Source organism: Pseudomonas sp. BN606, from assembly GCF_029873115.1.
Taxonomy (GTDB): Bacteria; Pseudomonadota; Gammaproteobacteria; order Pseudomonadales; family Pseudomonadaceae; genus Metapseudomonas.
In genome coordinates, this window is sequence record NZ_SSOF01000028.1 from 83,900 (window position 1) to 95,500 (window position 11,601).

The following is an 11,601-nucleotide window of genomic DNA, read 5'->3' on the forward strand; positions in this document are numbered from 1 at the left end:
CGGCCATGCGCTGGGCTTGCATATTGCTGCCGCAGTTGGCGCTGGATGGCGTGCTGCGCGGCCATCCCGACCCCGAAGCGCCCCTGGCGCTGGTGACCGGCACGCCACAGCGCCGCATGCTGCGTGCACTCAATCCGGCGGCCAGGGCACTGGGGTTGCGCCCTGGCCAGTCGCTCACCGCTGCGCATGTCCTGACCCGTGATTTCGCTCTGGTCGAGTACGACCCGACTGAGGTCGAGCGCTGGCAGCAGTTGCTCGCTGCCTGGGCCTATCGCTTCAGTTCCCAGGTCAGCCTGCGCTACCCGCGTTGCCTGCTGCTGGAGGTGGAATCCAGCTTCGCCCTGTTCGGTCCCTGGCCACGGTTCGAGGCACGGCTACGGCGGGAACTGGAGGCTCTAGGTTTTCGTCATCGCATCGTCGCTGCGCCCAATCCGGCGGCGGCGCGGATGCTTGCCAATGCCTACGATGGCCTGGCGGTAACGAGCCAGAATGATCTGCGCGAGGCGCTTGGGCGCATGCCGGTGGATCGCGCGGGGCTGACGCGGGAAACCGCCACCGCCTTCGCCCGCATGGGCCTGCGCAATCTGGAACAGGTGCTGGCGCTACCACGGGATACCGTGGCCCGACGCTTTCCTGTCGATGTGTTGCAGCACGTCGACACCCTGCTCGGCGAGCGTCCGCTGGCGTTGGAGTATTACCGGCCGCCGGATGAGTTCGACCTGCGCATCGAACTGAACTTCGAAGTGGAGTCCCATCAGGCACTGCTCTTCCCCCTGCGCCGCCTCACTGCCGACCTGGCTGCTTTCCTCGCCGGGCGCGACAGCGGCGTGCAGCGCTTCACGCTCTATCTGGAACACCGTGATCTCGCCGATACCCCGGTGCCGGTGGGGCTGCTCAGTGCCGAACGTGAGGCGGCCATGCTCTTCGAGCTGGCGCGTGGGCGCCTGGAGCAGTTGCAGGTGCCTGCACCGGTGCGCGCCTTCCGCCTGCAGGCACAGGACTTGCCGGCTTTCGTGCCGGAACGGCGTGAGCTGTTCGACGAGCGCCCGCAGCAATCCCTGCCCTGGGAGCAACTGCGCGAACGCCTGCGCGCACGCCTGGGGGACGAAGCGGTGCATAGCCTGGCGGCCCGTGCCGATCACCGTCCCGAATGCGCCTGGCAACTGGGCGCCGAAGCACTGCAGGCACCGCTCCTGCCCGGTCCACCGCGCCCCGGCTGGCTGCTGCGCGAGCCCGTGGCCTTGCGGGAGTCGTCCGTGCGCATTCTCGCCGGCCCCGAGCGGATCGAGTCCGGCTGGTGGGATGGTGGCGATATACGCCGCGACTACTACCTGGTGGAAACCCGCAACGGCCAGCGCGGCTGGGCCTTCCGCCTGGTGAACGGGGAGGGACCGCTGCTGCTGCAGGGTTGGTTCGCATGAGCGCCTACGCCGAGCTGCATTGCCTGTCCAACTTCAGTTTCCAGCGCGGGGCTTCCAGTGCCAGCGAGCTGTTCCAGCGCGCCAAGGATCATGGCTATGAGGCGTTGGCGATCACCGACGAGTGCACCCTGGCCGGCATCGTGCGTGCCTGGCAGGCATCCAGGGAAACCGGAGTGCCCCTGGTGATCGGCAGCGAAGTGCGCGTCGAAGGCGGGCCCAGGCTGGTGCTGCTGGTGGAAGACCTGACGGGCTACCAGCACCTCTGCCGTCTCATCACCCAGGCCCGGCGACGGGCGAAGAAGGGTGAGTACCAACTGCTGCGTGGTGACTTGGCTACACCCATGGACGGCCTGCTGGCCCTCTGGATACCCGAGCGGGAAAACGACGATTCCGAAGGCCTCTGGCTGCGCCAGTGCTTCCCCGGACGCCTGTGGCTGGCAGTGGAGCTGCACCAGGGCGCGGACGACGCCAGCCGCCTGACGGGCCTGTTGGCCCTGGCCGAGCGCCTTGGCATCCCACCCGTGGCAACCGGCGATGTGCATATGCATGCCCGAGGCCGCAGGGCCTTGCAGGATTGCATGACCGCCGTGCGCCATCACTGTACGGTGGCGGATGCCGGCTACCGGCTCTTTCCCAATGGCGAACGGCACCTGCGCCGCCGCGAGGTGCTGGCCAGCCTGTACCCGGCCCACCTGCTGGCCGAATCGGTACGCATCGCCCACCGCTGTGCTTTCAACCTCGGACAACTGAACTATCAGTATCCCCGCGAGCTGGTGCCGGAAGGTCACAGCCCGGGCAGTTGGCTGCGCAACGAAACGGAGAGAGGTTTACTCAAGCGCTGGCCGGACGGTGTGCCGCCGAAGGCGCGGGCGCTGGTGGAGAAGGAGCTCGCGCTGATCGGCGAGCTGGGTTACGAGAGCTACTTCCTCACGGTGTACGACATCGTCGAGTTCGCCCGCAGTCGGCACATTCTCTGCCAGGGGCGAGGCTCGGCGGCCAACTCGGTGGTGTGCTTCGCCCTGGGGATAACCGAGCTGGACCCCTGTGGTTTCACCGAACTCCTGTTCGAGCGCTTCATGTCCCGGGAACGCAACGAGCCGCCGGATATCGACGTCGACTTCGAGCACGAGCGCCGCGAAGAGGTCATCCAGTACCTGTTCCGCCGCTATGGCCGGGGCAGGGCGGCGCTCACCGCCGTGGTCAACACCTACCACGGTGCCGGTGCCGTGCGTGATGTAGCCAAGGCCCTCGGCCTGCCGCCGGACCAGGTCAATGCGCTGGCCGACTGCTGTGGCAGCTGGAGCGATAAGGCGCCCTCGGCGGAGCGTCTGCGCGAGGTGGGTTTCGACCCTGAGAGCCCGGTGTTGCGTCGGGTGCTGGCGCTGACCAGTGACCTGATCGGCTTTCCTCGCCACTTGTCGCAGCATCCCGGCGGCTTCGTGATTTCCGAAGCGCCGCTGGACTGCCTGGTCCCGGTGGAGAACGCCAGCATGGCCGAACGCACCGTGATCCAGTGGGACAAGGACGACCTCGACCTGGTCGGGCTGCTCAAGGTTGATGTGCTGGCGCTGGGCATGCTCAGTGCCCTGCGCCGTTGCTTCGGCCTGATCGAACACTACCGCGGCACCCGCTGGACCCTGGCCACCTTGCCCAAGGAAGACACCGCCACCTACGAGATGATCGGTCGCGCCGACACCATCGGCGTATTCCAGATCGAGTCGCGGGCACAGATGTCCATGCTGCCGCGCCTGAAGCCGAGGACCTTCTACGACCTGGTGATCCAGGTCGCCATCGTCCGGCCGGGCCCCATCCAGGGCAACATGGTCCATCCCTACTTGCGCAGGCGTAATGGGTTGGAGGAGGTGAAGTACCCCTCCAGGGAACTGGTTCCTGTATTCCAGCGCACCCTGGGCGTGCCGTTGTTCCAGGAACAGGTGATGCAACTGGCCATGGTCGCCGCCGACTACAGCCCAGGCGAGGCCGACGAACTGCGTCGCAACATGGCGGCCTGGAAGCGTCACGGCGGCCTGGAGCACCACCGCCAGCGCCTGACGTCGCGAATGCGTGCCAAGGGCTATGAACAGGAGTTCATCGACCAGATATTCGAGCAGATCAAAGGCTTCGGCAGCTATGGCTTCCCCGAATCCCACGCCGCCAGCTTCGCTCTGCTCACCTACGCCAGTTGCTGGCTGAAATGCCATGAGCCGGCTGCCTATGCCTGCGCCCTGATCAACAGCTGGCCCATGGGCTTCTACAGCCCCGATCAGGTGCTGCAGGATGCCCGTCGGCATGGCCTCGAAGTGCGTCCGGTGGATGTGCGGCATTCCCAATGGGACTGCTCCCTGGAACCCCTGGAGCAGGGGAGCGATCTGGCCATCCGCCTTGGGTTGCGCATGGTGCGAGGATTTCGTGAGGACGACGCACGACGTATCGAGGAGGCACGGCAGGCGAGTCCGTTCAGTAGCGTTGGCGACCTCATCCAGCGCGCCCGTCTGGATGCCCGCGCCCGCGAACTGCTGGCCGACTCCGGTGCCCTGCGTAGCCTGGCCGGGCACCGTCACCGGGCGCGCTGGGCGGTGGCCGGGGTGGAGGTGCAGGCGCCGCTCTTCGCCGACCTTCCGGAGCAGGAGGAAACACAGGTGCCCTTGCCGCTGCCCAGCGTGGGTGAGGACATGCTGACCGACTACGCCACGCTGGGCACCACCCTTGGGCCGCATCCGATGGCCATGCTACGCGGCGAACTGCGTAAGCGACGTTGCCGCAGCTCGCGGGAACTGCTGACACTGGAGCACGGACGGAACGCCAGCGTTGCCGGCCTGGTGGTCGGCCGCCAGCGCCCGCAGACAGCCAGCGGGGTGATCTTCGTGACCCTGGAAGACGAGTTCGGCATGGTCAATGTGGTGGTCTGGCACGACCTGGCCGAGCGCCAGCGCCGCGTGCTGGTCGGTTCACAGCTGCTGCAAGTGGATGGCCGTCTGGAGTCGGTGGAGGGGGTGCGTCATCTCATCGCCCGGCGCCTTGGCGACCTGACGCCACTGCTCAGCGGTCTCGATGTGAGAAGCCGGGATTTCCACTAGATCGGTGCAGATCGCGCCTATCTGTCGAGTGGATATCGCTTTTCATGTCCGCCAATGCACCAGGAAAACCTTCGATGGAGCGGCGAAGATCACCGTGCGATACACGACATTTGTGGGAGCGAATTCATTCGCGAATGAATTCGCTCCCACAAGGTTGCCGTCAGGTGATTGCGGACTTGTTGTCAGTGCGGAGTAACCGGTGCGTGCTTCGCCTTGTGCCGCCGGAACGAACGGGCGGAGTGGGGCGGCGAAGGCCGGCCGTGATGGTGGTGATGGTGGGAGATTCTGAGCATGGCCCAGAGCAACGCGACCGCTGCCAGCAGCCAACCCATGATCATCAGGGCTATGAAGATTTCGGGACCCATTGCAAACCGCCTCTGGCGCCAAAGTGGAAAGCGCACGCCCTGAGTCTAGCCGCGCCATTGTGACGACCACTTGAAGCCGGCTGCCTTTGGTCGGCTGGCACGATGGAATCTGACGAGACGCCTATCCGCACTCCTGATCCATGTTGCGCTTGGCCTTCTCGGTCGGTGCATTGCGGTACTGCTCGGTCCAGAACTGGCACTTGGCGTCGTTCAGTCGGCGTTGATCCTCCAGCCGTTCCAGGCGTTCGTTGTCCGCACGCTGGGTGGCGTTGTAGTTCTCTTCGTACTTCTGCAGACGCTCTTCGCCCGGGCCTGGCGGTACTGGCGCAGGTGCTGGTTGTGGTGGAGCAGGGGGCGGGGTGAAGACCTGGGCTGTCGGCGCCTCGTTATCGGCCATGTAGAGCCGGTAGCCGAGGTAGGTGGTCAGGCCGATGGCGATGAAACCGAGCCATACGCCCAAGGCGACACTGAGGGTCAGGACCAGGGGATTGAAGCTGATGCGCAGGATGCGACGTGGGCGATCCATGGAGCCTCCGAAGCGTTGGGCGGCAGGATTCAGTTTACCTCCAGCACCTCGAAGGTCTGCTGGCTATTGCCGATTGTGAGTGTCACCTCGGCGCCTTCGACCTTGCCAAGCAAGGCCTGGCCCAGCGGGGAACGAGGGCTGATCACGGTGATTTCCTCACCCGCGTCCACCACCTTCAGGCCAGCGGCCTCAGGACCGAGGAACAGCCGTTGCTCGCTACCGTCCTCCGCCGCCAGCAGCACAAGGGCGCTGAGCTGGATGCCGCGTGCCGGGTCGAAAGGGCGCAGGCTGAGGTTTTCGAACAGACCCAGCGCATGTTTGATCTCGGCGGCACGACGCGCCTGGCCGGTGGCCAGGTACGAGGCTTCCAGGCCAAGGGTGTCGTACTTGTTCTCGGCGATGTTTTCCTCGTGGGTCGCCGCCTCGTAGGCGGCCTGCGCCGCTCGCTGCAGCAGTTGCAGGTCGACGGCGAGCTTGTCGAGGATCAGGCGATGGATGCGGGTCTTGTCCATGGGCAGACGCGTTCGATGGGGAGGCCGAGCATTCTAAGAGCCTTCATGGGGTTGCGGGAAAGGGATCCGTACAAGACGTGGGCAAACTTGTGCACAGAGTTGGCGCAGAAGTACGTCCGTACCAGCTTCAGGAGGGGCTCCACAGACCCTTTTACTTGCCATTCGTCGCAGTCTGGAACGCCCGTGCAACACAGGTTCCAGGCGCTTTTCGGAGGTAAATGCCCTTTAACAGGGCGCGTTAGGTCTTGACAGCTTCAAGTTGTGCACAGTTGGGAAGCAGGCTCGCAAAACGCGCACGAAAAGCTCCGTAAGCGCTTGATTCTCAGTGACCTGTACGTAACTGCATGAAAAATAAGGAATTTTATAATTGGTGAAAAAATCGTCAGTTTGAGCGCAGGCCACGATCCATGAGCACTTGGTGACGTTTCGAGCATCTTCTTCACAGAGTTATCCACAGGTTCTGTGGATTGTCCCGAGCACTTGCTCTAGAACGCGACCTGCGGCAATTGCAAGACTTTACCTGTCAAAAAAAAGGAGTAGAGTTGCGCGCCTTTCCGGCTACCTGCCCCGTTTCATGAAGTATCGCGTCCCCGCCCAGTCCGTTGCCAACCCGCAAACCCTGCCGACCCGAGTCGCTCTCTGGCTGCTGGACAACCCGCGCCTGGGCCAGGCACCAAGCGTGAAGCGCATCGCCGGCAACCTGCTCAAGCAACCGGCGCGAGAAGGCGTGGTCGCGGCACAAAGCCGCCTGGGGCAAATGCTCTGCCGCGATTGCGGCAACCAGCGTGACCGCCGCATCGGCCTGGACATGCTGCGCCAGGCCGCCCGCGCCGGCGACCGTCGTGCGCAACTCGAACTGGGTCGCCTGTGCAGCCAGCCGCGCATCAACGAGCCGGAACAGGCCCGGCACTGGCTGGAACAGGCCGCCGCCCAGGGTTCCCACGAAGCCGAACGTCTGCTCAACGGACTCTCGCTGCAATCCTGATCGCGCCGCGCGCCGCTGGGTATACTCCCGGCATTCCAGCGCGGAGCCGCTCATGCCCCTAGATATCCCCAACCTGTTGATCGGCCTGCTGGCCGCCGCCGTACCCCTGCTGGGCCTGGCCTGGCAACAGCAGCGCAAACTCACCACCCTGCAAACCGAACAGACCCTGCTCGAAGAGCGCCTGGCCAATGCCCAGCTGGCCCAGGATGGCCTGGCCGTGCAACTGGACGACAGCCGCGACGAGAACCGCGAACTCAGCCAGCTCAATGCCGCCCAGCAGGCCGAGCTGGCCGCCCTGCGACGTGAGGCCGAATTGCTCGGCGTGGAACGCCAGAGTGCCCGCGAAGCCTTGCTGGCCTGGAACCAGGAACGCGAGCGCAAGGATGCCGAACTGCGTCGCCTGGACGCCGACCGTGCTGGCCTGGAAGCCGAACTGCGCGAGCAGCGCGAGGCGCACGAACAGCGCCTTGGCGACTTGCAGGCAGCCCGTGATGATCTGCGTGCGCAATTCGCGGAACTGGCCGGGAAGATCTTCGACGAGCGCGAGCAGCGTTTCGCCGAAACCAGCCAGCAGCGCCTCGGCCAGTTGCTCGACCCGCTCAAGGAGCGCATCCAGGCCTTCGAGAAGCGGGTAGAGGAAAGCTATCAACAGGAAGCGCGCGAGCGTTTCTCCCTCGGCAAGGAACTGGAGCGCCTGCAACAGCTCAACCAGCGCCTGGGCGACGAAGCCACCAACCTCACTCGTGCCCTGAAGGGCCAGAAGACCCAGGGCAACTGGGGCGAGCTTGTGCTGGAACGGGTACTGGAACACGCCGGTCTGGAAAAGGGGCGGGAATACCAGACCCAGGTCAGCCTGAAGAGCGCCGAGGGCGAACGCTTCCAGCCCGACGTGCTGATCCAGCTTCCCGGGGACAAGCAGGTGGTGGTGGACGCCAAGGTCAGCCTCACTGCCTATCAGACGCTGATCGCCGCCGATGATGAGGCCACCCGCAGCCAGGCCCTGAAGCAGCATGTACTGTCCCTGCGCAGTCACCTGAAAGGTCTGTCGGTGAAGGACTACCAGCGTCTGGAAGGGCTACACAGCCTGGATTTCGTATTGCTCTTCGTGCCCATCGAGGCTGCCTTCGCCGCGGCTCTCCAGGCCGATCCGGGCCTGTTCCAGGAAGCCTTCGAGCAGCACATCGTGATCGTCAGCCCAACCACTCTGTTGGCTACCCTGCGGGTGATCGACAGCCTGTGGCGCCAGGAACGGCAGAGCCAGAACGCCCGCGAGATCGCCGAACGCGCCGGTGCGCTCTATGACAAGTTCGTCGCCTTCGTCCAGGACCTGGACGAGATGGGCAGCCGCCTGCAACAACTCGACAAGGCCTACGCCAACGCGCGCAACAAGCTGGTGGAAGGTCGCGGCAACCTGATCAGCCGTGTGGAAAACCTCAAGCTCCTGGGCGCTCGTGCGAGCAAGAGTATTCCCAATGACCTGCTCGAGCGGGCAGCCGGTTTGCCGCTGCTGGATGAGCAGATAGAGGGTTGAGGTCCCGCAGGTTGAGCCCGATCGCTGGGCATCGCACGCTCGGCACCAACCTACGGCAGCCCTGCGGGCCGCATCGCGAATGAATTCGCTCCTACAGGATGATCACCCGGCCAGAGGCATGCGCGTGCAGCCCCCTCTCCCTCTAGGAGAGGGTTGGGGTGAGGGCGATTACTCACAGCCGCTGTGCCACTCGCATCGCGAATGAATTGGTCCCTATAGTTCAGCCCGCCTCCGCCGCCGCACGTTGTGCGGCCGGTGAACTGGCCAGGTAATCCAGCGCCACTTGCAGGTCACCTTCGGTACGGGGGTGGAAGTCCGGCCTGAAGTACCGCAATACCGCCACGCCAATGCTACCCATCGGCGGAAGCATGTCGCGCTTGCCCAGGGCATGCCACAAGCGCAGGAAGCCACGGTGGTTGCGAGTGGACGGGTCCTGGCGCATCAACGTGCGCATGGAGCGGCTGAACAGGAAGATCAGCGCGCCGCTGGCCACCAGCATGTAGAACCAGCGCATCAGCAGGCTGCCCTTGAGATGCACGTGCAGGTCGTGAGCCACGCAGCGGTGTTCCACTTCCTCGGCACCATGCCAGCGCAACAGGTCGAGCATGACCGGGTCGGCATCGTCCAGGCTCCGAGTGGTGATGATCCAGTTGCCCAGCACACAGGTGAAATGCTCCACAGCGGCGATCAGTCCGACCCTCTGGCGCAACCACCAGGGTTGCAGCCAGCGGGTGATGGCGCTTTCGCCCAATGGGTAGTCGCACAGCACTTTCTCGAACAGCCAGTAGATGCCTCGGGTGAACGGCGAGGGATCGATGCCATGGCGTTCCAGATAAGGCGCCAGCGCACTGTCATGGGCGCGGGCGTGCTGCGCTTCCTGGCGCACGAACCCGCGCACATCCTCGCGCAGGTGCTCATCGGTGATCAGTGGCAAGGCCTTGTTGTACACCCGGCAAAACCAGAACTCTCCCGCCGGCAGAATCAGGTGCAGGGTATTCATGATGTGCGAGGCCTCCGGCTCGCCCGGCACCCAGTGCAGCGGCGTGTCGGCGAAGTCGAAGCGCACCTTGCGCTGTTCGAGGCGGTGATGCTGTTGGTTCACGGGAGGTTCCTCAGACGGGCAGACCCAGCCGCACGACGCGGCTGGCGTCATCACTTTCCAGGTGGCTGACGAATTCACGGAGCCAACCCGCCAGGCGCGCGGGATCGGCCATCAGTTGCCAGTGCCCGGCGGCCACTTCGCGGCGCCACAGGCGTGGAGCCCAATGCTGCAGGTCCTGGAAAAGCTGCGGACGTACGAAACGGTCGCGTGTAGGGACGATCAGCTGTACCGGCACATCGGTGCGACGCAGGCGCGGACGGAACAGGCTGGTGATGAAGTTGGCGCGGTAGAGCTTGACCCCGTGCTGGCCATCGGATGCCTGAGTCGGGTTGGGACGCGCTTCGCGTACCCCTTCCATCCGCTGCAGCAGGGCCGGCCAGGCGCGTGCAAGTCCGGCGCGCCAGAGCAGCTCCGGCACCAGCGGAGTGTGGAAGAAACCGATGTACCAGGAACTGACCAACTGCCCGAGCACGCGGCCGAGCGCACTCACGCGCTTCTCTTTCAGGCGGGCGCGCATCCAGTGGCCCACATGGTCGAGGCAGGGGCCGGAGATCGTCGTGTAGGAGGCCAGCAGCGGCTGGATTCGGGGTTCGGTGACCGCTTCCCATGACTGGATCGAGCCCCAGTCATGTGCCACCAGATGCACCGGGCGATCCGGGCTGGCGGCCCTGACTACCGCTTCCAGGTCATTGGCCAGCCTGGCCAGGCGGTAATCGTGGGTCTTGCGAGGGATGTCCGAGGCGCCGGCGCCGCGCACGTCATAGGCGATGATCTGGTGGTCTGCAGCCAGCTCGCGGATCAGCGGCAGCCAAACGGCGTGATTGTCCGGGTAGCCATGTACCAGTAGCAGGGTCGGGCCGTTAGCGTTGCCCCAGCGGTAAGCGGCCAGTTCGACGCCATCTCCCATTACGGCAAAGCGTTGTGGCTCCAGCAGGGGGGCGTTCATGCGCTCACCTGCCTGTGCTGCTGGAAGGGCTCGGCGCGGTCTTGGGTAATGGGGGTTGGCATGTGGATCTCCGTGTCGTGACTGTTACATCACTCGATGTCACAGTCATTCTTGAACAGGAAATCCGGCCCTGGCCATATCTTCGCCGTACTCGCCGAAACGGCTGTTACCGCGTTACCTGACGCTGTAAAGCCCCGGCTCAGAGCGGTTCCGAATGGTTCCAGGCGCTACACGGTGCAGCGTGGCATGACAAGTCCAGCCAATGGTTGGGCCATTCCGGGCGCTGTTGTTGGTGGCAGAGAGGCGGCGATATGATCCGGCCCATGAAAAATATCCCCTCTTTTCTCGCCAGGCTCCTCACCCAGTCCGCCGAGGCCAATGGCGCGCCAGACGCCGAGTACACGGTGGATGAGCTGGCCGCCGAGGCCGGCACCACTGTGCGCAATCTGCGCGCCTATCAGGATCGCGGCCTGCTGCCGCCGCCGGAGCGCCGCGGTCGGGTGGGCATCTACAACGGCGAGCATCTGGCGCGGTTGAGGCTGATTGGCCAGTTGCTGGAGCGCGGCTACAGCATCGCCAGCATCCGCGAACTGCTGGACGCCTGGGAGCAGGGCCGGGATCTCGCCCACGTGCTGGGGCTGGAGCAGGCCATCGTCGGCGCCTGGAACCTGGTGGAGCCAACGCGACTGGGATTCGACGAAGTGCAGGCGCTGTTCGGTGCCGACCTCACCGACGACAACATGGACCGCGCCCGCGAATTGGGCCTGATCGAGTTCGCCGGTGACCACTTGCGGGTGCTCAACCCACGAGTATTCGGCGCTGGCGTGCAGCTCTACCGCTCTGGTATTCCGCTGGATGTACTGTTGGATCAGTTCGCCGCCATCCGCCGCCAGGTTGAGCCGGTATCGGCCGGCATCGTGCGGATGATCGTCGAGCATCTGGTCAACCCGCTGCTTTCCACCAGCCTGCCCCATGTCAGCGAACTGGACGACCTCAATCGGCAGCTGCTGGCATTGCGTCCGCTGGTGGAACAGGTGGTGGACAGCGAGCTGGCGAGAGGGCTGCAACTCTCGGCCAATCAGGAGTTGGGCGAGCGGGTCGGCGAGCTGTTGAAGGGGTTCCTGAAGCGGTGAATC

9 protein-coding genes are annotated in these 11,601 nt (G+C 64.8%); 5 read left to right on the forward strand and 4 right to left on the reverse strand.

Annotated features, from left to right (window positions below; translation table 11 throughout):
- The first annotated feature begins 5 nt into the window (after positions 1–5).
- Entirely contained in the window at positions 6–1,421 is a 1,416-nt protein-coding gene (locus E8E75_RS01915) for a DNA polymerase Y family protein (RefSeq protein ID WP_120654989.1), read from the forward strand.
- Positions 1,418–4,498: an error-prone DNA polymerase gene (locus E8E75_RS01920; RefSeq protein ID WP_153920928.1), complete on the forward strand. Its 3,081-nt coding sequence runs from the start codon at positions 1,418–1,420 to the stop codon at positions 4,496–4,498. The genes E8E75_RS01915 and E8E75_RS01920 overlap by 4 nt, the downstream gene beginning before the upstream one ends.
- 486 nt (positions 4,499–4,984) lie before the next feature.
- On the opposite strand, the gene E8E75_RS01925 is transcribed toward E8E75_RS01920, so the two are convergent.
- Together E8E75_RS01925 and E8E75_RS01930 are read right to left on the reverse strand one after the other, a co-directional pair.
- Positions 4,985–5,389 carry a hypothetical protein gene (locus E8E75_RS01925; RefSeq protein WP_120654992.1) on the reverse strand — a complete coding sequence of 135 codons (405 nt, stop codon included), beginning with the start codon at positions 5,387–5,389 and terminating at the stop codon, positions 4,985–4,987.
- Positions 5,390–5,418: 29 nt separating this feature from the next.
- Entirely contained in the window at positions 5,419–5,901 is a 483-nt protein-coding gene (locus E8E75_RS01930) for a GreA/GreB family elongation factor (RefSeq protein WP_120654993.1), read from the reverse strand.
- A gap of 574 nt (positions 5,902–6,475) precedes the next feature.
- Here E8E75_RS01930 and E8E75_RS01935 point away from each other — a divergent pair.
- Both E8E75_RS01935 and rmuC read left to right on the forward strand, forming a co-directional pair.
- Positions 6,476–6,886: an SEL1-like repeat protein gene (locus tag E8E75_RS01935; protein WP_120654994.1), complete on the forward strand. Its 411-nt coding sequence runs from the start codon at positions 6,476–6,478 to the stop codon at positions 6,884–6,886.
- A 166-nt stretch (positions 6,887–7,052) separates the two neighbouring features.
- Positions 7,053–8,417 (forward strand): DNA recombination protein RmuC, encoded by a 1,365-nt coding sequence (gene rmuC / locus E8E75_RS01940; protein WP_178123548.1) that lies wholly within the window; start codon positions 7,053–7,055, stop codon positions 8,415–8,417.
- A gap of 220 nt (positions 8,418–8,637) precedes the next feature.
- On the opposite strand, the gene E8E75_RS01945 is transcribed toward rmuC, so the two are convergent.
- A complete protein-coding gene (locus tag E8E75_RS01945; RefSeq protein WP_280357842.1) occupies positions 8,638–9,519 on the reverse strand; it encodes a metal-dependent hydrolase in 882 nt (293 codons plus the stop codon).
- 10 nt (positions 9,520–9,529) lie between these two features.
- Positions 9,530–10,465 (reverse strand): alpha/beta fold hydrolase, encoded by a 936-nt coding sequence (locus tag E8E75_RS01950; RefSeq protein ID WP_153920934.1) that lies wholly within the window; start codon positions 10,463–10,465, stop codon positions 9,530–9,532.
- A 323-nt stretch (positions 10,466–10,788) separates the two neighbouring features.
- On the opposite strand from E8E75_RS01950, the gene E8E75_RS01955 reads away from it, so the two are divergent.
- A complete protein-coding gene (locus E8E75_RS01955) occupies positions 10,789–11,598 on the forward strand; it encodes a MerR family transcriptional regulator (RefSeq protein ID WP_153920936.1) in 810 nt (269 codons plus the stop codon).
- Positions 11,599–11,601: the final 3 nt, after the last annotated feature.

Coding starts and splice junctions, on each gene's coding strand:
- E8E75_RS01915 (WP_120654989.1), top strand. CDS start 6: ATGCGCTGGGCTTGCATATTGCTGCCGCAGTTGGCGCTGGATGGCGTG.
- E8E75_RS01920 (WP_153920928.1), top strand. CDS start 1,418: ATGAGCGCCTACGCCGAGCTGCATTGCCTGTCCAACTTCAGTTTCCAG.
- E8E75_RS01925 (WP_120654992.1), bottom strand. CDS start 5,389: ATGGATCGCCCACGTCGCATCCTGCGCATCAGCTTCAATCCCCTGGTC.
- E8E75_RS01930 (WP_120654993.1), bottom strand. CDS start 5,901: ATGGACAAGACCCGCATCCATCGCCTGATCCTCGACAAGCTCGCCGTC.
- E8E75_RS01935 (WP_120654994.1), top strand. CDS start 6,476: ATGAAGTATCGCGTCCCCGCCCAGTCCGTTGCCAACCCGCAAACCCTG.
- E8E75_RS01950 (WP_153920934.1), bottom strand. CDS start 10,465: ATGAACGCCCCCCTGCTGGAGCCACAACGCTTTGCCGTAATGGGAGAT.
- E8E75_RS01955 (WP_153920936.1), top strand. CDS start 10,789: ATGAAAAATATCCCCTCTTTTCTCGCCAGGCTCCTCACCCAGTCCGCC.